Genomic DNA, 22,873 nt, shown 5'->3' with positions numbered 1-22,873 from the left:
GGGTGCGGTGTGGTGCGAATGCGCTCCGAGCCTGGCAGCGTCGCCGGAAACAATCAAGCACGCCTGCATGATTTTTGGCCGCACCGGTGCCTTTGCGGCACAGCGGGTGGACGAGGAGGCCGGCCGGGGGGGCGGCCACGCTCAGTGCGAGCCCGCCCCCGCGCTCCGTACCGCCCCCACACTCGCGACCACGACCAGCCCGATCGCCAGCACCTCGGCCCAGCCCAGCGCCTGGTGCAGCACGAGGAACCCGGCGGTGGCCGCGGCGGCCGGCTCCAGGCTCATCATCACGGCGAATCCGGAGGCCGGGAGCTTGCGCAGGGCCAGCAGCTCCAGGGTGTACGGCAGCACCGACGACATCAGGGCGACCGCGGCGCCCAGCCCCAGGGTGACCGGGTCCAGCAGCGCCGTCCCCGCACTGGCGACACCGAGCGGCAGGCTGAGCAGCGCCGCGACGGTCATCGCCAACGCAAGCCCGTCCGCCTGCGGGAAGCGCTGCCCCGTACGGGCGGAGAGCAGGATGTAAGCGGCCCACAGCCCGCCGGCCGCCAGCGCGAACGCGGCTCCGGCGAGGTTGAGCCCGTCGAACCCCTCGCGCCCCAGCAGCACCACCCCGCCCAGCGCCAGCGCCGCCCACACCAGGCTCAGCATCCGCCGCGAGGTGGCCACCGAGAGAATCAGCGGCCCGAGGAACTCCAGGGTGACCGCGGCGCCCAGCGGAATACGGTCGATCGCCTGGTAGAAGAGCGAGTTCATGCCGGCCAGTGCGAAGCCGAAGGCGAGCACCGTCGCCCAGTCGCCCCGGGTGTAACCGCGCACCTTCGGGCGGCAGAAGACCAGCAGCACCAGCGCGGCGACCACCAGCCGCAGCGTGACCACCCCCAGCGCACCGGCCCGCGGGAAGAGCAGCACCGCCACCGACGAGCCGAACTGCAGCGAGACGATCCCACCGATGACCAGCGCCACCGACCCGATGCGCCCGCCTGCGCCCGCCGCCCCGGCGGTCCCGGCCTGCGCCTCCGCCGTCAGCACCTCGGGCGAGGGCGGCACGGGGTAGGGAATGCCCTCACCGGCGGCAGGCGCGGTGGGGGCATCGGTGGCGGGCACACGGCCCTCGGGGCTCTCGGGCGAAGCATTCACGCCACCACGCTACGGCCCACCCTTCCGGTCCGTGAAATGCCTCTTTTCCTGTTGTTATGCTCCGCACGCATGACCATCGAGCTGCGTCATTTCCGCTGCTTTCTCGCCATCGCGGAAACCCTGAGCATCACCCGCGCCGCCGAGCGCCTGCATCTGACCCAGCCGGCCGTCTCCCGCACCCTGCACCGGCTGGAGCAGGAGCTGGGGATCCGGCTCGTCGACCGCTCCACGCACCATCTCGCGCTCACCCCGGACGGCCGGGCGTTCCGCGACCGGGCCCGGATCGCGGTCACCGCCTTCGACCGGGCGCTCGCCACCGCCCACCACACCGACTGGCCGCTGCGCCTGGGTCACGCCTGGTCGGCCGCCGGGACCGACACCACCGCGCTGCTGCGCCGCTGGCGCGAGGAGCACCCCGGGACCCCGCTCGAACTCCTCCGCATCGACGACCGCACCGCCGGCCTGGCCCGCGGTGACGTGGACGCCGCCCTGCTGCGCGGCGAGGTCCGCGCCCCCGGCCTGGTCACCGAGCAGCTCACCACCGAACCCCGGGTCGCCGGCGTTCCCGCCGACGACCCCCTCGCCGGGCGCGCCAGCCTCTCCCTCGCCGAGCTGACCGACCGCACCATCGCCCTCAACACCGTCTCCGGCATCACCACCCTCGACCTGTGGCCCGCCGGGGCCCGCCCCGCTTCGTCGATCACCACCGGGAACGCCGACGACTGGATCGCCGCCATCACCGGCCGCCGCGCCGTGGGCGTCACCACCTCCGCCACCGCCGAGATGCACCCGCACCCCGCCATGGCGTACGTCCCGCTGACCGACGCGCCACCGGTCCCGGTCGTCCTCGCCTGGCGCGACGAGCCGGGCCATCCCCGCATCCCGGACCTGATCGCACTGGCCCGCGACGTCATCGGGAGGGCGACGGGCGGAGAGCCGCGGCGCGCCCGCTGAGGAGACGCCAACCGCTGCGACCCGAAGCCCTGGCGTGCGCGGCGGTCGCTCCCCCCGGCGGGACGGGCCCGGTGTGGGATGGCAGTCGCCGTCCTCGCTCCATAAGCTCGTAGGAGGGAGCGCTCACCGGCGGGCCGAGAAGCCCGTCCGGTGCCGCCGGCGGTGCGCCGGATGCCGGGTCAGTTGCTCAGCGACGCATCGCTCCCGATGCCCCTGACGTGGAGCCCTTCATGACCACACCGCGGGACCTGTTGTTCGTTGCCATGGACATGGAGTCCAGTCCCACTCGGGAGCGCGGCGAGGTGTCGCTCGCGCTCGCGGGAGCCGAGCTGATCGACCTGCTGGAAGCCCGGGCCATCAGCCTGGACGGCGACCGCATCGTGCCGGGCTACCGGCCCGCCGTAGCGGATCGCCTCATGGACGAAGCCGCGTCGTCGCTCACCCAGCAACCGCCGTACGAGTCGGTCGACGACTGGCTGTGGCGCAGGGGCCGCGGCCTCGCCACGGCCTATCTGACCGCCCTTGAGGCGGAGGGGCAGCTCACCCAACCCCGCCGCCGTTGGCTGCGCGTCCGGACCGGTCGGCTGACGCTGGCCGATTCGCCCGCGCGCCGCGCGGCGGCGAACCGCCTGGCTTCGGAGGAGCCCGTCCTCGCCGCCCTTGCGGCGGCCCTCGGGATCCGCGGCGGGCGGACAGAAGACCCGCCGGAGGTGACCGACGACGCGGTGGCGACAGTGCTCGCCGCCGTCAATGACGCGGTGCGGGAGCTGGAATTCGAACGCCAGCGGCGAGCCATCGACGAGGAGGCCTTCAGCAATATCTGGCGGGCCCCCGGCGACGGCTGACGACCGCCCGCTCGGTACCGACAGCCGCTCGGCACCCCGACCGGCCGTGGCCGGTCTGCGGGCTACCGCAGCGGGCACCCATGGTCCGGACGGACATGGTGCGGACGGACATGGTGCGGACTGCGCCGGCCTTACCGGGCCGCGGGTGTGCGGCGCAGTACGGCGGCGGCCGCCTGCCGGATGGCGGCGACCGTGGGCAGGGCACGGTTCCTGGCGGCCCATGCCAGGGCGGCGGTGCCCGGCGGCAGATCCGGCACCGCCACGTAACCGACGCCGGGCCGGGGGAAGAACTGCCGGGCGACGGCCGGCAGAAAGGCCATGGCCTCGCCCCGGGAGACGGCGAGCAGCAGCGCTTCCATGTCCGGCACCATCGGCCCGTACCGCACGACCGAGCCGTCCGGCCGCGGGTCGGCCGCCCAGAACCGCCACCACACCCGGGGGCACGGCGGCGGAATGTCCACCACGGTGCGTCCGGCCAGCTCCGCCAGCCGCACCTCGTCCCGCCCGGCCAGCGGGTCGTCGGCCGGCAGACACGCCACCCGCGGCTCACTGGCCAGGACCAGCGTCTCGATACCGGGCGGCACCGGCGGACGCAGGAACACCACATCAACCTCGCCCCGCTCCAACGCGTCGAAGTGGGTGGCGAGATCGAGGCCCCGGACGCTGGTCCGCAGCCGCGGATGGCGGGTGTGCAGCTCGTCGAGAATGGCCCGGGTGTACGGCATCGCGGCCTCGGCGCCGATGGACCCGATCACCAGCCGTCCGTCGACCTGCCGGGCATGGGCGCCGGCCGCCCGGCACAGACCGGCCATCGCCTCCACCACGGCACGCGCCTTCGGCAGCAGCGCCTCACCTGCCGCGGTGATCTCGACATGACGACGCGAGCGCTGCACCAACAACACGTCCAACCGCTCTTCGAGCGCCCGCAGTTGACGGCTGAGCGCGGGCTGCGTCAGGAACAGCCGCGCGGCCGCCCGGCCGAAGTGCAGCTCCTCCGCCAGCGCCAGGAACGATTCCAGCTGCTGAACGCTCGGCGCATGCCGGGAAACCATCCCCAACTCGCCCAAGTCGCCCGCGCTCCGCCCCTCTTCCGTCATGCACGGAGGTTATCAATCGGTCACACATCGTCATGAGGCTCCGGGTTCCCCTCACCCGCCCGAACACCGAAGATCAAGAGGTTGCGGACCGGCAGCGGCAGCGGCAGCACCACCGACCGGCCCGACGGAGGAGATCAGCGGAGCGACTGCACAGGGGAGAGCCGCTCCGCTCCTCTCCCTCACCGGTCAGGCCCTGCCCACCACGCCCTGCCTGCGACACCGGGCCGGCGGCCCGCGCGCCGCCGACTTCCTCGCGGACCCGGCGGTGCGGGGTCAGTTCGAGCGGAACCGCTTGACGAGGCTCCAGATGACGACGATCGCGGAGAGGGCGAGGAGGGGCCACACCCACCAGTCGACGGCACCGTCACCGGTGCCGCCGCTGTAGTGGTGGTAGTGGTGATGCGAGCGGGCCAGCACCCTGTACGTCAGGTCCCCCGAGTGGAATGTCATGGGGCCGGAGTGTACTGGGACGGCTGGGATCGGGGCGCCGGGCGGCGGGCGCGGGGCAGAGGGGCGCTTCCACCGTCAGCGGGAGCCGAACTTCCGCTTGGCGAAGACCCAGACGAAGGCGATGGCGGCGCCGACCACGATCATCCACCAGCCGCCGAAGGTGACGCCTGAGGTGTGGTGGTGGCCGGTCGAGTAGTGGCTGACATGGCTGGAGTGGTGGTGCGAGCGCGCCAGCAGTTCGTACGCGCGGCCCCCCGGATGGAATGTCATGTACGCGGACTCTAGGGGTGGCGGGGCGGGCGCCGGCATGCGGGGGTGGTGACCGTGACCGGGCCGAGACGGCGGGCGGGACCGCGGCGGCCGCCGGGCGTACCGGCCGGGAATCGTGGCCCCGCGTGCAGCAAGGCCAACACCCCGCCCCCGGACCGGAAATCGCCGCCCCCTCAGGCCGGGAACCGTCGGCCCACCCACCGCCAGGTGATCTCCAGCAGGGCCGCCGCCACCAGCGCGATGGCGACGGCTGCCCAGGGCATCGTCGTGCCGACCAGGCGCAGCGCGAAGAAGTGTTGCAGCCAGGGGGTGGCCAGGACGAGGACGAAGGCCAGGCCCATCGCCAGGACCAGGGCGATCCGCCACCAGGTGTACGGGCGGGCGATGATCGCCAGGACCCAGAGGGCGGCGAGGAAGAGGGTCAGGGTCGCGGCGCTGGTCTCGGCGGAGAGGGCGCCGGCGCCGGTGTAGTAGCTGCGGGCCAGGAGGTAGGTGGTGAAGGCGGCGAGGCCCGTGATCAGGCCGGAGGGGATCGCGTACCGCATCACCCGTCGGACGAAGTGCGGGCGGGCGCGCTCCTTGTTGGGGGCCAGCGCCAGGAAGAACGCGGGGATCCCGATGGTCAGGGTGGAGAGCAGCGTCAGGTGCCGCGGCAGGTAGGGGTAGGGGATCTGGCAGCAGGCCACCAGGATCGCCAGCAGGACCGAGTAGACGGTCTTGGTGAGGAAGAGGGTGGCGACCCGGGTGATGTTGCCGATCACCCGGCGGCCCTCGGCGACGACCGAAGGCAGCGTGGCGAAGCTGTTGTTGAGCAGGACGATCTGGGCGACCGCGCGGGTCGCCTCGGAGCCGGAGCCCATGGCGACGCCGATGTCGGCGTCCTTGAGGGCGAGGACGTCGTTGACGCCGTCACCGGTCATCGCGACGGTGTGGCCGCGCAACTGGAGACCGGCGACCATGTCCCGCTTCTGCTGCGGAGTGACGCGGCCGAAGACCGCGGCCCGGTCGAGTGCGGGCGCCAACGCGGCCTTGTCGGAGGGCAGTTCGCGGGCGTCCACCGGGGCATCGGCGCCCGGCAGCCCCAGGTGGGCGGCCACCGCGCCGACCGATACGGCGTTGTCGCCGGAGATGACCTTCGCCTGGACGCCCTGCTCCGCGAAGTAGCGCAGGGTGTCGGGGGCGTCGGGGCGCAGCCGCTGCTCCAGGACGACCAGCGCGACGGGCCGCACGCCCCGGGCGACCTCGGGGTCGTCCAGCTCCCGCGCGGACCGGGCCAGCAGCAGTACCCGGAGGCCCTGTGCGTTGAGGTCGTCGACGTCGGTGAGGCGCTGGTCGCCGGGCGGCAGCAGCACATCGGGGGCGCCGAGCAGCCAACCGGTGCGCTCGCCGTCCGTGCCGCTGAGGATCGCGCCGCTGTATTTGCGGGCGGAGGAGAACGGCAGCGACCGGGTGCAGCGCCAGGTGCCGTCCGCCGGATAGGCGTCGATGACCGCCTGGAGGGAAGCGTTGGGGCGCGGATCGGCGGCGCCCAGCGCGCCCAGGACCTGGGCGGCGTACGCCTGGTCGCCGTCGAGGACCCGTAGCGCCTTGACGTCCATCCCGCCCTCGGTCAGCGTGCCGGTCTTGTCCAGGCAGACCACATCGACCCGGGCCAGCCCCTCGATCGCGGGCAGCTCCTGGACCAGGCACTTCTTACGGCCGAGTCGGATCACGCCGATGGCGAAGGCGACGGAGGTGAGCAGCACCAGGCCCTCGGGGATCATCGGCACGATGCCGGCGACCATGCGGCGGATGGCCGCGTCGCCGGGCAGCCCGAGGGTGAGCAGGTGGCTGAGGATGAGGCCGATCGCGGTCGGGATCATCATCCAGGTCACGTACTTGAGGATCTGGCTGATGCCGGTGCGCAGTTCGGAGTGGACCAGGGTGAACCGGCTGGCCTCCTCGGCGAGCTGGGCCGCGTACGCCTGCCGGCCGACCTTGGTCGCGGTGAAGGCACCGGCGCCCGCCACCACGAAGCTGCCCGACATCACCGGCTCCCCCGGCTTCTTGAGGACCGGGTCGGCCTCGCCGGTCAGCAGCGATTCGTCGATCTCCAGGCCGTCGGACTCCAGGGCCTCGCCGTCGACGATGACCTTGTCGCCCGGCCCGAGTTCGATGAGGTCGCCGAGGACGACCTCGGCGGTGGGGATCTGCCGGGTGGTGCCGTCGCGCCGCACGGTCGGTCGGGCCTCGCTGATGACCGCCAGGTTGTCCAGCGTCCTCTTGGCGCGCAGCTCCTGGACGATGCCGATGCCGGTGTTGGCGACGATGACGAAGCCGAACAGGCCGTCCTGGAGCGGCCCGACGATCAGGATGATCACGAAGAGCACGCCGATGATCGCGTTGAAGCGGGTGAAGACGTTGGCGCGGACGATCTCGACGGTCGAGCGGGAGGACCGTACGGGGACGTCGTTGACCTCGCCCCGGGCGACCCGCTCCGCGACCTCGGCGGCGGTCAGCCCGGGGTTGACCGGTTCCTGGACCGGCCGGCCGGCCGGCTCACCGCCGGGGCCGGGGTGCCCGGTGTCGGACCTCGCCCGCTCCGTCATGCCCTCGACGTTACGGGCGGAAGGTGCACTTCACCCGCTGGATGGGTGGAGGCCCGAGCGGCGAGGAGGCGCTGCGCTCAGGATTCGGCGTCGGCCGCCGCCGCGGCGGCCCGCTTGATCGCGGCGTCGCGCTTGCGGACGTACCAGATGCCGACCAGTCCCAGGCCGCCGCCGGCCAGACAGCTCCACACCCACCAGGCGTGGCCATGGTCGGCGTACCAGCCGTAGAAGGGGAGCTGGCCGAGGAAGAGCACGAACCAGATGATGGTGCCGCCGATGACCGTGCCGACGACGGGGCCCTCCAGAGGCGCCGGGGCCTCGCGCAGTTCGGACTTCTTCCACATGGTGCTCAGCTTACGGGGAGGGGACGCGGCGGCCGCGGGCGGAGTAAGGGGAGGGTGCGGGGCGTACGAGAGCGGGCGCGAAGGCTTGCCCCCCAAGGGTCTACGCGCGGAGATAGCGATCAACGAATTGTTTATTCATACTGAACCTTTCTGGATCTGACTGGAATGGATCGTCGATTCATCCAAGCTGATCCGTCAGCTTCTGCATCCGTACGTGTTCCGGGCCCTCGGGCCCCCGCGCCTGCCCAGGCCCGTCCTACTGAGGTCCCCGCATGCCCTCCTCGGCCACCACGCCGGTCGACACCCCCGAGAGCCCTGGTCCGAAGCCGCCCAAGAGCGCCCTCGACCGCTTCTTCAAGATCTCCGAGCGGGGGTCGACGGTCGGCCGCGAACTGCGCGGCGGGCTGGCGACGTTCTTCGCGATGGCCTACATCATCGTGCTGAACCCGATCATTCTCGGCTCCGGTGTCGACAAGTTCGGCCATCACCTCGACAACGCCCAGCTGGTCACCGCCACCGCGCTGATGGCCGGTCTGAGCACGGTCCTGATGGGCGTCATCGGCAATGTCCCGATCGCCATCGCGGCGGGCCTGGGCATCAACGCCGTGGTCGCGCTGCAGCTCGCGCCCAAGATGAGCTGGCCGGACGCGATGGGCATGGTCGTGCTCGCCGGTCTGGTGCTGATGATCCTGGTCGCCTCGGGTCTGCGGCAGCGGGTGATGGATGCGATCCCCAACGGCCTGCGGCGCGCCATCGCCATCGGTATCGGCCTGTTCATCTCGCTGATCGGCCTGGTCGACGCGGGCTTCGTGACCCGTAACCCGGACGCCGCGCACACCACCGTCCCGATGGGTCTCGGTCAGGGCGGACAGCTCCAGGGCTGGCCGGTGCTGGTCTTCGTGATCGGTCTGGTGCTGATGTTCGTGCTGGTCGTCCGCAAGACCAGGGGCGCGATCCTGATCGGCATGGTCAGCATGGCCGTCCTCGCGATCGTCATCAACGCCGTCGCGACGATCCCGGACGCGGCCTGGGGCCTGGCGGTCCCGAACGTCCCGAGCAAGATCATCGACACCCCGGACTTCGGGCTGATCGGGCAGATCAGCCTGTTCGGCGGCTTCAAGGAAGTCGGTGTGCTGACCGGCTGCCTGTTCGTCTTCACCGTGCTGCTGTCCGGCTTCTTCGACGCGATGGGCACCATCATCGGCGTCGGCGAGGAGGCCGAGCTGCTGGACAACGAGACCGGTCAGCTGCCGAACATGGGCCGGATTCTCATGGTCGACGGCCTCGCGGTCGCCGGCGGCGGCTTCGGCTCCGCCTCCGCCAACACCTGCTTCGTGGAGTCCACCGCCGGTGTCGGCGAGGGCGCCCGCACGGGTCTGGCGAACCTGATGACCGGCGGCCTCTTCCTGCTCGCGCTGATCTTCACGCCGCTGGCGACCGTCGTCCCCTCGCAGGCCGCGACGCCCGCCCTGGTGGTCGTCGGCTTCCTCATCATGGCCTCGAATGTAAAAGCCATCGACTGGGGCGACTTCACCATCGGCATCCCGGCGTTCCTGACGATGATCTCGATGCCGTTCTCGTACAGCATCACCAACGGCATCGGCATGGGCGTCCTGGCCTTCATCCTGCTGCGCGCGGCGACCGGGCGAGTCAAGGAGATCCCCTGGCTGCTGAACGTCGTCGGGTTCTTCTTCCTGGTCTACTTCCTGCTCCACCCGATCGAGCAGGCCCTCGGGGTCAAGTAGCCGGCTACTGGAACCCCAGCTTCTCCGACTTGTCGAGCGAAGAGTGGAACCGCTCGTCGAAGTCCTCGCGGATGAGCGTCCGGACGACATAGTCCTGGACGCTCATTCCGCGTTTTGCGGCGTGCTGCCGTATGCGCTCCAGCAGTTCCCCGTCCACCCGCACGCTGAGCACTTGCGATCCCATGCGGACACGGTCCCGTCCTCCTGCCGTCAGGCGCGTCACTTTCCCCCGCGCCCTCACTCGTTCGGGTGATTGCACGGGGACTCCGGGTTTCCTTAGCGAAGGTAATAAGTTACGCTAAGGAACATGCCGGAACTGTCCCGCCCCGAGCCTGACGGCCGCGAGGTGCCCCCAGACGACGCAGCCGCGGTGAACGCGCTGCGGTCCGCCGTGATGCGCCTGTCGCGCCGGCTCAAGCATCAGCGGGTCGATGAATCGCTGAGCCCCACCGAGATGTCGGTGCTCGGCACCCTGTTCCGCTGCGGCCACGCCACCCCCGGGGAGCTGGCCCGCAAGGAGCATGTGCAGCCCCCGTCGATGACCCGCATCGTGGCCATGTTGGAGGCCAAGGGGCTGGTCCGGCTCGAACCGCACCCCGACGACCGCCGTCAGAAGGTCGTCACCCAGACCGAACAGGCCGAGGCGATGCTCGAAGAGAGCCGCCGCAAGCGCAATGCCTGGCTCGCCGAGCTGGCCTCCGGGCTGGACGAGGACGAGTGGGCGAAGGTGCGCGCCGCCGCGCCGGTACTGGAGAAGCTCGCCCAGTTGTAGAACACCAAGCCCGAGGAGGCGAACCCACTTTGAGTACGGGATCCGGAGCACACTCCGCCCCCGCACCGCACTCCCACGACGACACGGATTCCGGCGACATAGTCCCCGACGACACGGTTTCCGACGACACGGATTCCGACGACGCGGATTCCGACGACGCGACCGCGACCGCCCCGGGCACAGCCCCGGCGCTCACCGCAGGCCCCGCCGCCACGCCGCGCAAGGGCACGTTCAGCTCGCTCCGCATACGCAATTACCGCCTTTTCGCCACCGGCCAGATGGTGTCCAACACGGGCACCTGGATGCAGCGCATCGCCCAGGACTGGCTGGTGCTCAGCCTCACCGGCTCCTCCGCCGCGGTCGGTATCACCACCGCGCTGCAGTTCCTGCCGATGCTGCTCTTCGGCCTCTACGGCGGCGTCATCGCCGACCGCTTCGCCAAGCGCACGCTGCTGTTCCTGACCCAGTCCGCCATGGGCCTGACCGGCCTGGTCCTCGCCGTGCTCACGCTCAGCGGAGAGGTGCAGGTCTGGCACGTCTACCTGGTCGCCTTCGCTCTTGGTCTGGTCACCGTCGTCGACAATCCCTGCCGGCAGGCGTTCGTCTCCGAGATGGTCGGCCGGGACGAGCTGAGCAACGCCGTCAGCCTCAACTCCGCCAACTTCCAGTCCGCGCGGCTGATCGGGCCCGCCGTCGCCGGTGTGCTGATCACCGCGTTCGGCAGCGGCTGGGCCTTCCTGTTCAACGGCCTGTCGTTCCTCGCCCCGATCGCCGGACTGCTGATGATGCGGACGTCCGAGCTCCACGAGGTCGAGCGGGCCCCGCGCGGCAAGGGGCAGCTGCGGGAGGGCCTGCGGTATGTCTCCGGGCGCCCCGACCTGATCTGGCCCATCGTGCTGGTCGGCTTCATCGGGACCTTCGGCTTCAACTTCCCGATCTGGCTGACCGCGTTCGCCCACCACGTCTACCACCAGGGCGCCGGCACGTACTCCCTGTTCAACGGCCTGATGGCGGCCGGTTCGCTGATCGGCGCGCTGCTCGCCGCCCGCCGGGCCGGCTCCCGGCTGCGGCTGTTGGTCGGTGCCGCGCTGCTCTTCGGCGCCCTGGAGATCGCCGCCGCGCTCGCCCCGTCGTTCTGGGTCTTCGCGGCGCTCCTCGCCCCGATCGGCATGGTCGGCCTGACGATCAATGTCACCGCCAATTCGAGCATCCAGATGGCCACCGATCCGCTGATGCGGGGCCGGGTGATGAGCCTGTTCATGATGGTCTTCGTCGGCGGCACCCCGCTCGGCGCCCCGATCGTCGGCTGGGTCACCGACACCTTCGGCCCCCGGACCGGCTTCGTGGCGGGCGGTGCGATCTCCATGGGCGCCGCGGTCGTCATCGGTCTGATCCTCGCGCGGGTGGGCGGCCTGCGCCTCAAGATCGACCTGCGCAGGGGCCGACAGCACGTCGCCGTCGTCCCCCGGAGCTGCAAGAGCACCTCGTCCGCGGAGAAGGAAAAGGAATTGGCACCGGCTGCCTAGGGCCTGACGCATCGGACAGGCCCTCGCAGGCCCACGGAGATCGGAGAGACACCCCCTAGGCGAACGGCCCCTCGGTGACGAAGCGCTGGAGGTGGCGCGCGAAGGTTTTGGCCTCGTCGGCGGGCCAGGAGGCGAGGCTGGCCTCGATGTGGGCGGACAGGCGTTGGCGCAGGATGTCCACCGTGCGCTCGCCCTCGCTCGTGAGGGCGAGCAGCGTCGCGCGCCGGTCCGCGGGGTCCGGTTCGCGGCGTACGAGCCCGGCCTCCTCCAGCCTGGAGGCGCGGCGGGTGACGCCGGAGCGGTCGAGTCCCACGTCGGGGGCCAGGTGGGCGGCGCTGCGCGGCCCGGTCCTGGCCAGCCCGCTCAGGACCGGGTAGGTCAGCTCGTCCAGGGCTTCCCCCATGCCGTCGGTCAGCGTTCGGTACAGCTCCGTGCGGGTGCTGCGCCTGAGCAGCACGCCCAGGGCAGCGGCGATCTCGTCTCCTACCTCGGTCTTCTTCATCACCCCAGAATAGCGTGCGCGACGCACGCATGTGCGTTACAGTGAAGGCGAAGCGTGCGCAGCGCACGCATTCTCAGGTCTCGCCACGCATTCCCAGGGGCTCGACACGCAGTCCCGGGGTCTCGAAAGGATCGCGCCATGAACCGCACCGGTATCGCCGCCGCACTCACCGACCTGCTCTTCACTCCCGCACTCGACCTCGACGAAGCCGCCGACCGGCACTTCGCCCCCGACTACCGCCAGCGCACGGACGGTCAGTGGGCCGACCGCAACGAGTTCCTCCAGCACATCGCCCACCTCCGCACGGTCGTGGCCGACGGCTCCATCGAGGTCCACGACGAGCTGTCCGACGGCCTCCGCTACGCCGACCGGCACACGGTCCACGTCACGAAGAAGGACGGCTCCGCCGTGCGCACGGAGGTCTACGTGTTCGCCGAATTCGCCGCCGACGGCCGCTTCCGCCGTATCGAGGAGGTCACCCTCATGCTCGAAGGGGCCGACGCGGACCGGAACCTGGGCAGCGCCCGGGGATGACGAGCCGCAGGAGGGCGCGGACGGCCGTGCTGCCCACCACGGCCGTCCGTGGCGCCGGGCCGGGCCGGCGTCCGCGGCCGCTCCGGCCTCCGCCGGACGGCAGGTGTGCTGCGCCACACTGGCCGCATGAGACTCTTCGCCGCCGTCCTGCCCTCCGCTCGCGCGCTGGAAGAACTGGCCGCCGAGGTCGCGCAGTTGAAGGCGCTCCCGGCCGCCGACCGGCTGCGGTGGACCGGCCGCGACGGCTGGCACTTCACCCTGGCCTTCTACGGCGAGGTGCCCGAGGACCTGGTCCCCGGGCTCCGGGAGCGCCTGGCCCGCGCCGCGCATCGTCGTGACCCCTACGAGCTGCGCATCGCCGGCGGGGGCCGCTTCTCGGACCGGGTGGTGTGGGCCGGGGCCGACGGCGACCGCCCCGCCATGCGCCGGCTCGCCGACTCGGCGTCGGCGGCGGGCCGCCGGGCCGGCCTCCCCATGGACGACGAGCACCGCCCGTACACGCCCCACCTCACGCTGGCCCGGAACCGGGTCCCCCACCTGGACCTGCGTCCGTACGCGCACGCGCTCAAGGAGTTCGCCGGCACCTCCTGGACCGTCGACACCCTCTCGCTGATGCACAGCCGTCTGCCCGCGCCCGGCGAGGCGGGCCGCCAGCCCCACTACGAGGAGGTGGGGTCCTGGCCGCTCGGCCACTGAGCCGCCGGGCCCGGCCGGCCGCTCGTCCACGGCGGTGCCCGCCCACAGCAGTGCTCGTCCGCGGCCGGGACCCGTCCGGTTGCTCGTCCCGGCCGCGATCGGCCCGGGCCGCTGAATCGCCCGGAACTGCCCCGGTTACGCTCAGGGGGTGGATCCCAAGACCCGTAACCGGATCATGTCCGGACTTCTCGCCGTGCTGCTCGTCGTCGTGATCGTGGCGGCGGCGCTGCGCTGAGCACCGCCGCGGCCGCCGACGGGCGCCCGGCGTCCGCCCGGAGCCGGCTCCGGGCGCCCACCCCGCCTCACCAGGCGAAGGCCTCCGGGCTCGGCCCGGGGCCGGGGAAGATCTCGTCGAGCGAGGCGAGGAGCTCGTCCGTGAGGGTCAGCTCGACGGCGCGCAGCGCGGAGGCGAGCTGGTCCGCGGTGCGCGGGCCGACGATCGGGCCGGTGACGCCGGGACGGGTGAGCAGCCAGGCCAGCGCGACCTCACCGGGCTCCATACCGTGCTTGTCGAGCAGGTCCTCGTAGGACTGGATCCGGGCGCGGATCGCGGAGTTGGCGAGGGAATCGGCCGAGCGTCCGACGGCCGAGCGGCCCCCGCCACCCTCGCGCTCCTTGCGCAGCGCGCCGCCCAGCAGCCCGCCGTACAGCGGCGACCAGGGGATGACGCCCAGGCCGTAGCCCTCGGCGGCCGGGATGACCTCCATCTCGGCCCGCCGCTCGGCGAGGTTGTACAGGCACTGCTCGCTGACCAGGCCGTACGAACCGCGGCGGGCGGCGGTCTCGTTGGCGCGGGCGAGGTGCCAGCCGGCGTGGTTGGAGGAACCGACGTAGAGGATCTTGCCCTGCTGGACGAGGACGTCCATGGCCTGCCAGATCTCGTCCCAGGGCGTGTCCCGGTCGACGTGGTGGAACTGGTAGAGGTCGATGTAGTCGGTGCCCAGCCGCTTGAGGCTGGCGTCCACCGAGCGCCGGATGTTGAGCGCGGAGAGCTTGTCGTGGTTGGGCCAGACCTTGTCGCCCTCCGGCGCCATGTTGGCGTAGCCCTTGGTGGCCAGCACGGTCTTGTCGCGCCGGCCGCCGCCCTTGGCGAACCAGGAACCGACGATCTCCTCGGTGCGGCCCTTGTCGGCGCCGAAACCGTAGACATTGGCGGTGTCGAAGAAGTTGATGCCCGCGGTCTGCGCCGCGTCCATGATCGTGTGGCTGTCGGCCTCGTCCGTCTGGGGTCCGAAGTTCATCGTGCCGAGGACGAGTCGGCTGACCTTGAGTCCGGTGCGTCCGAGCTGCGTGTACTTCATGGTTGTTCAGCCAACGCCTTGAAGCGCGCTCGAAGCAAGGACCGTTCGGGGGTGGCGGTCGGCGTGTGTCCGGCGGCCGTGGCGAGACCGCGGCGGGGTCCCGCACCGGGGCGCGGCGGCGGGCCCGGCCGCCCGGCGTAGGGCGGCGGTCCGCCCCCGCCGAACGGCCCCGGAGTGCGGGGGGCCACAGTTAGGGGCCAGAGATCCCCGCAGCACAAGGAGTCCGACCGATGGCCAGGCCCCGCGACCCGCACCGCCGTACCGAGATCCTCGATGCGGTCATCGGTCACCTCGCCGAGACCGGGATCGCCCAACTCTCCCTGCGCCCGCTGGCCCAGGCGCTCGGGCACAGCACACGGGTGCTCACCCACCACTTCACGGACAAGGACGCGCTGCTGACGGCCGTGCTCCAGCGGCTGGACGAGATACAGCACGGGCAGCTGCGGGCCACCGAGGGCTGGGAGGACACCACCCGCGGCGTCGGGGCGATCGTGCGGGACTCCTGGCGGCGCCATCTGGAGCCGGAGAACATCGGCGCGACCCGGCTCCTCCACGAGATCGAGGGCCTGGCGGCGGCCGGCCGGCTCGGCGGCCGGGTCCCCGCATTCCTCGCGGACCGCGCCGAGTTCGTGGCCGGCGCCCTCCAGGCCCGCGGCCTCGCCCCCGCCGCGGCGCGCGTCCGTGCCACCTTCCTGAACAGCGCCTACGCGGGCCTGCGGACCGACTTCCTGGTCACCGGCGACCGCGAGCGCACCGAGGCGGCGCTGGCGGAACTGTGCGCGCTGGCCGACTCGTGGACGGCGGCGGTGCCCTCCTGAGCGGCACCGGCCCGCCCGCGGGCCGCGCACCTCACCGCGCCGGCACGGCCGCGCCGGCCACCGCGTCGGCGCGGTACGGCCCGCCGACGCCCCACGCCTGATGCATCGCCTGGGCGAACGCCGCCGCCAGCAAGTGCTCGCCGCACTCCGAGGGATGAGTGCCGTCGTAGGTGGCGCGCTCGATGTCCCATCCGCCCGGTTCGGAGGCCAGCAGCAACGGCGAGCCGGGGAGGGAGAACTCGGCGACGGCCTTGGCCAGCAGCTCGTTGAAGCGCGCGCACTGCGCACCGAACGCGGCGTCCGTCGCGGCCCGCACATTGGGTATCACCGGCATCAGCACGGCCCGGACGTGCGGCGCGGCCTGTCGGGCGCCGGCCACGAAGCGCCGGACGTTCTCCGCGGTCTGCTCGGCGTTCGTGTAGAAGCCGAGGTCTATCAGGCCGAGCGAGACGAGCAGGGTGTCGGCCTCGTACCGGCGCACCGCGTCGCCGATCAGCGGGGCCATGTGCAGCCAGCCCTCACCCCAGCCGGCGAGATGGCACCGGGCCTCCTCGGGGAAGCCCGGGTCGGCGTAGGCGGACGAGGAGGCGTCGCCGGTGACGGGGTCATGGAGCGCGCGGCGCGGGCCGACGATGCGGTACGGGTCGCCGGACGTCGCGTTCAGGTGCTGCCACATCCGGTAGCGCCAGGTGAAATCGCCGGTGCTCCCTATCGTCATCGAGTCACCGACGAACATGATCCTCATCCGGTCATGATGGCCGAGAACCCCTACTCCCCGGTACGTGACGCTGGCCACGCCCCGCCCGTCCGGCCCCGCGACGGCCGCACTCGGCTCCCCTGCCGCGTCCGGGATGGCAGTCTGTGCCCATGCGTTCGCTTCTGTGCGCGGCCGGTGCCGCGGGAATCCTGTGGTCGGCGTCCATGGTGCCCGCCGCCGCCGACGAGCCCGACGCCTTCACCATCGGCGACCCCCGGATCACCGAGTCCAGCGGCCTGGCCGCCAGCCGTGCGCACCCCGGGATCTACTGGACCCACAACGACAGCGACGACGGCCCGTACCTCTACGCCGTCGACGGGCGATCGGGCCGCACGGTCGCCAGGATCACGCTGCGCGGCATCGGCTCGCCCCGCGACGTCGAGGCGATCTCGATCGGCCCGGACGGCAACCTCTACGTCGGCGACATCGGCGACAACCTCGGCGGCTCGTGGGACCACGTATGGATCTACCGCCTTCCCGAGCCGAAGACGCTGCGCGATGCCACCGTCACCGCCACCCAGTTCAGCGTGAAGTACGCGGACGGCCCGCGGGACGCGGAGGCGCTGATGGTGCACCCCAAGACGGGCCGGGTCTACATCGCCAGCAAGAAGCAGGACGGCGGCGGCGCGCTCTACGAGGGCCCGCGGCGGCTGACCGCCGGCGCCACCAACACCTTCCGCAAGGTCGCCCCGATCGATCTGTGGGTGACCGACGGAGCGTTCTCCCCGGACGGCAGCCGGCTGGCGCTGCGCAGTTACTTCGGCGCCCGGATGTACCGCTGGCAGGACGGCCGCCCCAAGGACCTCGGCAGCGTGGGCGTACCGGTCCAGCAGCAGGGCGAGTCGGTCACCTTCACCCCCGACGGCCGCACCCTGATGTACGGCTCCGAGGGCGCGGACAGCGAGGTCAAGCCGGTCGGCCTGAGCGACGGCCAGCTTCCGGACTCGGCGAAGGACGACCCCGCGAACGGGGACGGGGGCGGCACCAACGGCCGGGACGGGAAGGGGAGTCCGGGCAAGGACCTGGACCCGTCCTTCATCAAGGGCGCCATGGTCCTCGCCCTGGCGACGGCCCTGGTCGTCGGGGTACGCAGGCTGCTGCGCCGCCGGTAGCGGCGGGGCTCGCGCTCCTGGCCGTCGGCGCTCTGCAGACGCCGGCTTCCGCCACCGGCCACTCCTCCAGCCGGGGCGAGACCATCACCGTCCACGGCAGCGGCACCTATGTGTCGTCGGTGACGACGACGCGCAAGCCGCACGCGTTCAAGGACACGGCGCACCTGATCCTGAGGGACAGCGGCAACCACTACAGCCGGGAACTGCGCGGCTGGGGGGACACCAACAACCAAGGTGACACGGACTACCGCACCTGGTCGATCAAGCAGCACATCCCGAACGGCTGGCGGGTGTGCGCCGAGTGGTGGGGCTACGGCTACAAGCACCCCTTCAAGGGCATGCCCTGCGTGATCGTCCACAGTGAGTGAGCCGGGCCCGGCGGAGCACGAAGCCGCGGGCCCGGTGTAGCCCACGGGGCCGGGCCGGGGTTGCCGTCATGGTGGACAACGTCCTCCATGACGGCAACCCGCCTACCCCTCCCCCGTTCCCTTCGCCCCCTCGGCCAGCCGCAGCTCGTAATGGAGCGTCGGCTCCTTCTTCAGCCGGTGGGCCAGGGGCACCAGCAGCCCGTGGATCAGCGGGTACTTCCGGGTCAGCGAGCGCTCCGCGCGCCGGTACTCCCGGGTCTGCGGATCCAGCAGCCGCACCCGCGCCCGGACGGCGGGCCCGGTGGGCCGCCCCCGCCAGGTGGACGCGCAGATCTCCACGTCCGGGAAGTTCCGCATCCGCTTGGCCTTCCACGCGCTGCCGTACGTCCGCAGATAGGCGTGATCGCCGTCGACGGCGATATTGACCGGTGTGCCGACGCCGGTGCCGTCCCGCTTGTACGTGGTCAGCAAGATCGTGCCTTGCCGTGCGAAGGACGCGAGGCCGGGCACCGGGGGATTCGTCATGGCACCCATACAGGCACATCCGGCCCGTTCGGTCACAATGCGGCGCGTCCGTTCGGGGGAGTCCGGCGGTGCGGCCCGCCCGACGGCACAGGCCCCGGCGGGAAGCCCGCCGGGGCCTGTGGTGCGGGTCCGGCCGGGCCGGACCCGTTGCTACAGCTTGCCGATCACGTAGTCGACGCAGGCCGTCAGGGCCTCGACGTCCGCCGGGTCGATCGCCGGGAACATCGCGATCCGCAGCTGGTTGCGGCCGAGCTTGCGGTAGGGCTCGGTGTCGACGATGCCGTTGGCGCGCAGGGCCTTGGCGACGGCGGCGGCGTCGATGCCCTCGTCGAAGTCGATGGTGCCGATGACCTGCGAGCGCTTGGCCGGGTCGACGACGAACGGGGTGGCGTACTTGGAGTCCTCGGCCCAGCCGTAGAGGGTGCGCGAGGAGGTGGCGGTGCGGCGCACCGCCCAGTCCAGACCGCCCTGGCCGTTGATCCACTCCAGCTGCTCGTTGAGCAGGAAGAGGGTGGACAGCGCCGGGGTGTTGTACGTCTGGTTCTTCAGGGAGTTGTCGATCGCCGTGGGCAGCGAGAAGAACTCCGGGATGTGGCGGCCGGACGCGTGGACGGCGCGGGCGCGCTCCAGAGCGGCGGGAGAGAAGGCCGCCAGCCACAGTCCGCCGTCGGAGGCGAAGGACTTCTGCGGGGCGAAGTAGTAGACATCGGTCTCGGTGATGTCCACGGGCAGACCGCCGGCGCCCGAGGTGGCGTCGACCAGGACCAGGGAGCCGGCGTCGGCGCCCTGGACGCGCTTGATCGGCGCGGCGACACCGGTCGAGGTCTCGTTGTGGGTGAAGCCGTAGACGTCCACGCCCGCCTCCGCCTCCGGGTCCGGGTGGCTGCCCGGCTCGGCGGAGATGACGGTGGGCTCGTCCAGCCACGGGGCCAGCTTGGCGGCCTTGGCGAACTTCGAGGAGAACTCGCCGAAGGAGAGGTGCTGGGACTTGTGCTCGATCAGGCCGTGCGTCGCGATGTCCCAGAACGCGGTGGAGCCGCCGTTGCCGAGGACGACCTCGTAACCCTCGGGGAGCTGGAAGAGCTCGCGTACGCCGTCGCGCACCTTGCCGACCAGGTTCTTGACCGGGGCCTGGCGGTGGGAGGTGCCGAGAAGGGAGCTACCGGTGGCGGCCAGGGCGCCGAGCGCCTCCGTACGCACCTTGGAGGGGCCCGCGCCGAAGCGTCCGTCGGCGGGCTTGATGTCAGCGGGGATCTGGATATCAGCCACGGGGGAAGCCTAATCCGTCGCGCTGCGGGGTTCGGCGGCGCGTCCAGCGGGTGAGATGCCGGCCGCCCGTACGGTGGACGGGCCGGTCGGCGCCGCACGGAGCGGGGCGCCGGCGGCGTGGCTGCTCCTCCCCCGCCCTCCGCGCCGTCCCCGCCGTCACCCGTACGGGGCGCCCCGGCCGGCGGGACCGTCCGCCGCCCCCGGCCGAAAATGACCGTCGCCGTTCGCAAGGAACGGCCCCGTCGACGGGCCATGACCCCGCCCCAGTGGGCAGGCTGGGGACATGGCTGATCGCACGGAGACGGAGAAGCGGAATCTGGCGGAGGAGTTGGCGGCCGCGGTGCGGGGGGAGGTCTCGTTCGCCGCGGCCGACCGGGCGCTGATGACCATGGACGCCTCGAACTACCGGCGGGTGCCCATGGCGGTCGTCGCGCCCCGGGACGCCGAGGACGTCGCGGCGGCGCTGCGGGTGTGCCGGGAGCATGCGGTGCCGGTGGTGCCGCGCGGCGGCGGCACCAGCATCGCCGGGCAGGCGACCGGGGTGGGCGTGGTGCTGGACTTCACCCGGCACCTGAACCGCATCGTGTCGCTGGACCCCGCCGCCCGCACCGCCGTCGTCCAGCCCGGCGTCATCCTCGACGACCTGCGGACGGCGGCCGGCGCCCACCGCCTGACCTTCGGCCCCGACCCCTCCACCCACAGCCGCTGCACCCTCGGCGGCATGATCGGCAACAATTCCTGCGGCTCGCACTCGGTGGCCTGGGGCACCACCGCCGACAGCGTCCGCGAGCTGGAGCTGCTCACCTACGGCGGCGAGCAGGTACGGGCCGGCCGCGGCACGGACCCCACCGGCGCCCCCACCGGCCTCCCACCGCGGCTGCGGGACGGGGTGAAAGCGCTGGTGGACGCGGAGTTGGCGCTGCTGCGCACCGGCTACCCCGACCTCCCCCGACGGATCTCCGGATACGCCCTGGACGCGCTGCTCCCGGAAGCGGGCACCGACCTCGCCCGCGCCCTCACCGGCAGCGAGGGCACCCTCGGGGTGCTGACCGAGGCGACCGTACGCCTCGTGGAGACCCCCGCCGCCCGGGTCCTCGCCGTCCTCGGCTACCCCGACGAGAGCGCCGCCGCCGAGGCCGCGCACACCCTCCTCCCGCACCGCCCGATGACCGTCGAGGGGATGGCCGCCGACCTGGTGGGCAGCGCGGCCGGGCTGCCCAGGGGCGGCGCCTGGCTGTTCGTGGAGATGGGCGGCGCGAGCCCCGGCGAGGCGGCGGCCCGGGCCGAGGCGCTGTGCCGGGCGGCGGCCGCGGACGGCACCACCGACCATGCCCTCGTCACCGACCCGGCCGGTCAGCGCGCGCTCTGGCGGATCCGCGAGGACGCCTCCGGCACCGCCACCCGGTTGTCGGACGGCAGCGAAGCGTGGCCCGGCTGGGAGGACTGTGCCGTCCCGCCGGCCCGACTCGGCCCGTATCTGCGGGACTTCCGTGCCCTGCTGGCCCAGCACGGCCTGCGCGGCACCCCCTACGGCCACTTCGGCGACGGCTGCATCCACATCCGTATCGACTTCGACCTGCTGACCGCACCCGGCATCCGCCGCTTCCGGGAGTTCTCCTACGACCTGGGCGAGCTGGTCGTCGCGCACGGCGGCTCGCTGTCCGGCGAACACGGCGACGGCCAGGCCCGCGCCGAGCTCCTCCCGAAGATGTACGGCCCGGAGCTGGTCGGCGTCTTCGAGCGCTTCAAGTCGCTCTGGGACCCGGCCGCCGGCCTCAACCCCGGCATGCTGGTCCGTCCCGCCCGGCTCGACGAGAACCTCCGGTTCGCGCCGCTGCCCAAGCGCCCGGTCCCGGTCGAGTTCGGCTACCCGCACGACGGCGGCGACTTCTCCGCGGCCGTACGGCGCTGCGTCGGCGTCGCCAAATGCCGCAACACCACCACCGGTCCGGGCTCGACGGACGTCATGTGCCCGTCCTACCGCGCCACTGGCGAGGAGCAGCACTCCACCAGGGGCCGGGCCCGGCTGCTGCACGAGATGCTCTCCGGCGAGGTGATCACGGACGGCTGGCAGTCGCCGGAGGTACGCGACGCCCTCGACCTCTGCCTCTCCTGCAAGGGCTGCCGCAGCGACTGCCCCGTGGGCGTCGACATGGCCACCTACAAGGCGGAGTTCCTCCACCACCACTACGAGGGCCGGCTGCGCCCCGCCGCCCACTACTCCATGGGCCGCCTCCCCCAGTGGCTGCACGCCGCCGCCCCCCTGGCCCCCGCCCTCAACGCCCTGGCCCGTACTCCCCTGGCCGCCCTCGGCAAGCGCCTCGGCGGGATCGCCCCCGAGCGCCCGATCCCCGCCCTGGCCACCGAGACCTTCACCCACTGGTGGTGGCACCGGCGCCGGACCACCGGAGCCCCGCACCCCGCCACCGGCCGTACGGTCGTCCTCTGGCCCGACACCTTCACCAACCACCTCTCCCCCGAGGTCGGCCGCTCCGCCGTCCGCGTCCTGGAAGCGGCCGGCCTGCGCCCCCTCCTCCCGCCGACCGCACCCCCGCGCACGGGCCCCGCCGCGCTCCTCCCGCGCCGCCACCGCCCGCTGTGCTGCGGCCTGACCTACGTCTCCACCGGCCAGCTCGACCAGGCCCGCGCCGTCATGCGCCGCACGGTGGACGTGCTCGGCCCCCTCCTCCGGGACGGCCGCCCCCTGGTCGTCCTCGAACCCAGCTGCGCCGCCGCCCTCCGCACGGACCTGCCCGAACTGCTCCCCGACGACCCCCGGGCGGCCCGACTGGCCACCTCCGTACGGACCTTCGCCCAGGCCCTGGAGGAACTGGCCCCCGACTGGCAGCCCCCGCGCCTCGACCGCCCCGTCGCCGGCCAGACCCACTGCCACCAGCACGCGGTCCTGGGCGACGCCGCCGACCGCCGGCTGCGCGAACGCGCCGGCCTCACCGGCTCGTTGACCGGCGGCTGCTGCGGCCTGGCCGGCAACTTCGGCTTCGAGCGCGGCCACTACGAGGTGTCGGTGGCCTGCGCCGAGGACCAGTTGCTGCCCGCCGTAAGGGAAGCCCCCGAGGGGACGGAGGTCCTCGCGGACGGGTTCTCCTGCCGCACCCAGCTGGAGCAGCTGAGCGCCCGCCCCGGCCGACACCTGGCGGAGGTCCTGGCGGAGGCGCTGGGGGAGGACGACTCAGCCGGGGCGGGCGCTCAGCTGCTCCAGCTGGGTGCGGCAGGAGAACCCGTCCGCGAGGACCTCCGTC

The 22,873-nt window shown here is 72.4% G+C and carries 23 protein-coding genes; 11 read left to right on the top strand and 12 right to left on the bottom strand.

What is annotated here, in order from left to right:
* Positions 1–141: 141 nt before the first annotated feature.
* Complete coding sequence (locus EST54_RS18490) at positions 142–1,029, bottom strand: EamA family transporter (RefSeq protein ID WP_239013248.1); 888 nt, start codon at positions 1,027–1,029, stop codon at positions 142–144.
* Positions 1,030–1,209: 180 nt separating this feature from the next.
* Between EST54_RS18490 and EST54_RS18485 the strand changes: the two genes are divergently transcribed.
* Positions 1,210–2,094 carry a LysR family transcriptional regulator gene (locus EST54_RS18485; protein ID WP_129248748.1) on the top strand — a complete coding sequence of 295 codons (885 nt, stop codon included), beginning with the start codon at positions 1,210–1,212 and terminating at the stop codon, positions 2,092–2,094.
* A gap of 230 nt (positions 2,095–2,324) precedes the next feature.
* A complete protein-coding gene (locus tag EST54_RS18480) occupies positions 2,325–2,939 on the top strand; it encodes a GOLPH3/VPS74 family protein (RefSeq protein ID WP_129248747.1) in 615 nt (204 codons plus the stop codon).
* A 131-nt stretch (positions 2,940–3,070) separates the two neighbouring features.
* On the opposite strand, the gene EST54_RS18475 is transcribed toward EST54_RS18480, so the two are convergent.
* The 5 genes from EST54_RS18475 to EST54_RS18460 all read right to left on the bottom strand — a co-directional run bounded on the left by EST54_RS18475 (position 3,071) and on the right by EST54_RS18460 (position 7,688).
* Positions 3,071–4,036 (bottom strand): LysR family transcriptional regulator, encoded by a 966-nt coding sequence (locus tag EST54_RS18475; RefSeq protein WP_372448224.1) that lies wholly within the window; start codon positions 4,034–4,036, stop codon positions 3,071–3,073.
* A 273-nt stretch (positions 4,037–4,309) separates the two neighbouring features.
* On the bottom strand, positions 4,310–4,486 hold the full coding sequence (locus tag EST54_RS34280; RefSeq protein ID WP_135796892.1) for a DUF4175 domain-containing protein: 177 nt from the start codon (positions 4,484–4,486) through the stop codon (positions 4,310–4,312).
* A 75-nt stretch (positions 4,487–4,561) separates the two neighbouring features.
* Entirely contained in the window at positions 4,562–4,756 is a 195-nt protein-coding gene (locus EST54_RS18470; RefSeq protein WP_129248746.1) for a hypothetical protein, read from the bottom strand.
* A gap of 173 nt (positions 4,757–4,929) precedes the next feature.
* The gene (locus EST54_RS18465) at positions 4,930–7,344 is read right to left on the bottom strand and encodes an HAD-IC family P-type ATPase (protein WP_129248745.1); all 2,415 of its coding nucleotides are present in this window, start codon (positions 7,342–7,344) and stop codon (positions 4,930–4,932) included.
* A gap of 77 nt (positions 7,345–7,421) precedes the next feature.
* On the bottom strand, positions 7,422–7,688 hold the full coding sequence (locus tag EST54_RS18460; RefSeq protein WP_129248744.1) for a DUF2530 domain-containing protein: 267 nt from the start codon (positions 7,686–7,688) through the stop codon (positions 7,422–7,424).
* A 272-nt stretch (positions 7,689–7,960) separates the two neighbouring features.
* Here EST54_RS18460 and EST54_RS18455 point away from each other — a divergent pair, with 272 nt between their 5' ends.
* Positions 7,961–9,433 (top strand): NCS2 family permease, encoded by a 1,473-nt coding sequence (locus tag EST54_RS18455; RefSeq protein WP_129248743.1) that lies wholly within the window; start codon positions 7,961–7,963, stop codon positions 9,431–9,433.
* Positions 9,434–9,437: 4 nt separating this feature from the next.
* Here the strand turns inward: EST54_RS18455 and EST54_RS18450 are convergent, their stop codons facing one another.
* Complete coding sequence (locus EST54_RS18450) at positions 9,438–9,617, bottom strand: ribbon-helix-helix protein, CopG family (protein ID WP_006603818.1); 180 nt, start codon at positions 9,615–9,617, stop codon at positions 9,438–9,440.
* A gap of 123 nt (positions 9,618–9,740) precedes the next feature.
* Between EST54_RS18450 and EST54_RS18445 the strand changes: the two genes are divergently transcribed.
* Positions 9,741–10,205, top strand: a complete 465-nt coding sequence (locus EST54_RS18445; RefSeq protein WP_006603817.1) for a MarR family winged helix-turn-helix transcriptional regulator — start codon at positions 9,741–9,743, stop codon at positions 10,203–10,205.
* Between the two features lie 29 nt (positions 10,206–10,234).
* Complete coding sequence (locus EST54_RS18440; RefSeq protein ID WP_129248742.1) at positions 10,235–11,731, top strand: MFS transporter; 1,497 nt, start codon at positions 10,235–10,237, stop codon at positions 11,729–11,731.
* Positions 11,732–11,786: 55 nt separating this feature from the next.
* On the opposite strand, the gene EST54_RS18435 is transcribed toward EST54_RS18440, so the two are convergent.
* Entirely contained in the window at positions 11,787–12,233 is a 447-nt protein-coding gene (locus tag EST54_RS18435; RefSeq protein WP_129248741.1) for a MarR family winged helix-turn-helix transcriptional regulator, read from the bottom strand.
* A gap of 138 nt (positions 12,234–12,371) precedes the next feature.
* Between EST54_RS18435 and EST54_RS18430 the strand changes: the two genes are divergently transcribed.
* Positions 12,372–12,767, top strand: coding sequence for a nuclear transport factor 2 family protein (locus EST54_RS18430; protein ID WP_129248740.1), 396 nt, complete (start codon positions 12,372–12,374; stop codon positions 12,765–12,767).
* Positions 12,768–12,893: 126 nt separating this feature from the next.
* On the top strand, positions 12,894–13,463 hold the full coding sequence (gene thpR, locus EST54_RS18425; RefSeq protein ID WP_129248739.1) for an RNA 2',3'-cyclic phosphodiesterase: 570 nt from the start codon (positions 12,894–12,896) through the stop codon (positions 13,461–13,463).
* A gap of 302 nt (positions 13,464–13,765) precedes the next feature.
* Here the strand turns inward: thpR and EST54_RS18420 are convergent, their stop codons facing one another.
* On the bottom strand, positions 13,766–14,764 hold the full coding sequence (locus EST54_RS18420; RefSeq protein ID WP_129248738.1) for an aldo/keto reductase: 999 nt from the start codon (positions 14,762–14,764) through the stop codon (positions 13,766–13,768).
* A gap of 230 nt (positions 14,765–14,994) precedes the next feature.
* Between EST54_RS18420 and EST54_RS18415 the strand changes: the two genes are divergently transcribed.
* A complete protein-coding gene (locus tag EST54_RS18415) occupies positions 14,995–15,582 on the top strand; it encodes a TetR/AcrR family transcriptional regulator (protein ID WP_129248737.1) in 588 nt (195 codons plus the stop codon).
* A 31-nt stretch (positions 15,583–15,613) separates the two neighbouring features.
* Here EST54_RS18415 and EST54_RS18410 read toward each other — a convergent pair whose 3' ends face one another.
* Positions 15,614–16,318 (bottom strand): GDSL-type esterase/lipase family protein, encoded by a 705-nt coding sequence (locus tag EST54_RS18410; protein WP_129248763.1) that lies wholly within the window; start codon positions 16,316–16,318, stop codon positions 15,614–15,616.
* A gap of 131 nt (positions 16,319–16,449) precedes the next feature.
* Here EST54_RS18410 and EST54_RS18405 point away from each other — a divergent pair, with 131 nt between their 5' ends.
* The gene (locus EST54_RS18405) at positions 16,450–17,451 is read left to right on the top strand and encodes an esterase-like activity of phytase family protein (protein WP_129248736.1); all 1,002 of its coding nucleotides are present in this window, start codon (positions 16,450–16,452) and stop codon (positions 17,449–17,451) included.
* Between the two features lie 119 nt (positions 17,452–17,570).
* Positions 17,571–17,819 carry a hypothetical protein gene (locus tag EST54_RS34875; RefSeq protein WP_174857460.1) on the top strand — a complete coding sequence of 83 codons (249 nt, stop codon included), beginning with the start codon at positions 17,571–17,573 and terminating at the stop codon, positions 17,817–17,819.
* Between the two features lie 102 nt (positions 17,820–17,921).
* Here the strand turns inward: EST54_RS34875 and EST54_RS18395 are convergent, their stop codons facing one another.
* Complete coding sequence (locus EST54_RS18395; protein WP_129248735.1) at positions 17,922–18,344, bottom strand: PPOX class F420-dependent oxidoreductase; 423 nt, start codon at positions 18,342–18,344, stop codon at positions 17,922–17,924.
* A 150-nt stretch (positions 18,345–18,494) separates the two neighbouring features.
* Positions 18,495–19,613 (bottom strand): phosphoserine transaminase, encoded by a 1,119-nt coding sequence (serC, locus tag EST54_RS18390; RefSeq protein ID WP_129248734.1) that lies wholly within the window; start codon positions 19,611–19,613, stop codon positions 18,495–18,497.
* 283 nt (positions 19,614–19,896) lie between these two features.
* On the opposite strand from serC, the gene EST54_RS18385 reads away from it, so the two are divergent.
* Positions 19,897–22,873: FAD-binding and (Fe-S)-binding domain-containing protein (locus tag EST54_RS18385; RefSeq protein ID WP_244942553.1), on the top strand; the 2,977-nt coding region annotated here is incomplete at its 3' end.

The organism is Streptomyces sioyaensis (assembly GCF_004122735.1).
GTDB classification, from domain to species: Bacteria; Actinomycetota; Actinomycetes; order Streptomycetales; family Streptomycetaceae; genus Streptomyces; species Streptomyces sioyaensis.
This window is presented reverse-complemented; position numbering and strand designations above follow the sequence as displayed.

What these genes read in the sequence shown, in the direction of transcription:
- EST54_RS18485 (WP_129248748.1), top strand. Translation starts at nt 1,210, where the DNA reads ATGACCATCGAGCTGCGTCATTTCCGCTGCTTTCTCGCCATCGCGGAA.
- EST54_RS18480 (WP_129248747.1), top strand. Translation starts at nt 2,325, where the DNA reads ATGACCACACCGCGGGACCTGTTGTTCGTTGCCATGGACATGGAGTCC.
- EST54_RS18475 (WP_372448224.1), bottom strand. Translation starts at nt 4,036, where the DNA reads ATGACGGAAGAGGGGCGGAGCGCGGGCGACTTGGGCGAGTTGGGGATG.
- EST54_RS34280 (WP_135796892.1), bottom strand. Translation starts at nt 4,486, where the DNA reads ATGACATTCCACTCGGGGGACCTGACGTACAGGGTGCTGGCCCGCTCG.
- EST54_RS18470 (WP_129248746.1), bottom strand. Translation starts at nt 4,756, where the DNA reads ATGACATTCCATCCGGGGGGCCGCGCGTACGAACTGCTGGCGCGCTCG.
- EST54_RS18465 (WP_129248745.1), bottom strand. Translation starts at nt 7,344, where the DNA reads ATGACGGAGCGGGCGAGGTCCGACACCGGGCACCCCGGCCCCGGCGGT.
- EST54_RS18460 (WP_129248744.1), bottom strand. Translation starts at nt 7,688, where the DNA reads ATGTGGAAGAAGTCCGAACTGCGCGAGGCCCCGGCGCCTCTGGAGGGC.
- EST54_RS18455 (WP_129248743.1), top strand. Translation starts at nt 7,961, where the DNA reads ATGCCCTCCTCGGCCACCACGCCGGTCGACACCCCCGAGAGCCCTGGT.
- EST54_RS18450 (WP_006603818.1), bottom strand. Translation starts at nt 9,617, where the DNA reads ATGGGATCGCAAGTGCTCAGCGTGCGGGTGGACGGGGAACTGCTGGAG.
- EST54_RS18445 (WP_006603817.1), top strand. Translation starts at nt 9,741, where the DNA reads ATGCCGGAACTGTCCCGCCCCGAGCCTGACGGCCGCGAGGTGCCCCCA.
- EST54_RS18435 (WP_129248741.1), bottom strand. Translation starts at nt 12,233, where the DNA reads ATGAAGAAGACCGAGGTAGGAGACGAGATCGCCGCTGCCCTGGGCGTG.
- EST54_RS18430 (WP_129248740.1), top strand. Translation starts at nt 12,372, where the DNA reads ATGAACCGCACCGGTATCGCCGCCGCACTCACCGACCTGCTCTTCACT.
- thpR (WP_129248739.1), top strand. Translation starts at nt 12,894, where the DNA reads ATGAGACTCTTCGCCGCCGTCCTGCCCTCCGCTCGCGCGCTGGAAGAA.
- EST54_RS18420 (WP_129248738.1), bottom strand. Translation starts at nt 14,764, where the DNA reads ATGAAGTACACGCAGCTCGGACGCACCGGACTCAAGGTCAGCCGACTC.
- EST54_RS18415 (WP_129248737.1), top strand. Translation starts at nt 14,995, where the DNA reads ATGGCCAGGCCCCGCGACCCGCACCGCCGTACCGAGATCCTCGATGCG.
- EST54_RS18410 (WP_129248763.1), bottom strand. Translation starts at nt 16,318, where the DNA reads ATGTTCGTCGGTGACTCGATGACGATAGGGAGCACCGGCGATTTCACC.
- EST54_RS18405 (WP_129248736.1), top strand. Translation starts at nt 16,450, where the DNA reads ATGCGTTCGCTTCTGTGCGCGGCCGGTGCCGCGGGAATCCTGTGGTCG.
- EST54_RS18395 (WP_129248735.1), bottom strand. Translation starts at nt 18,344, where the DNA reads ATGACGAATCCCCCGGTGCCCGGCCTCGCGTCCTTCGCACGGCAAGGC.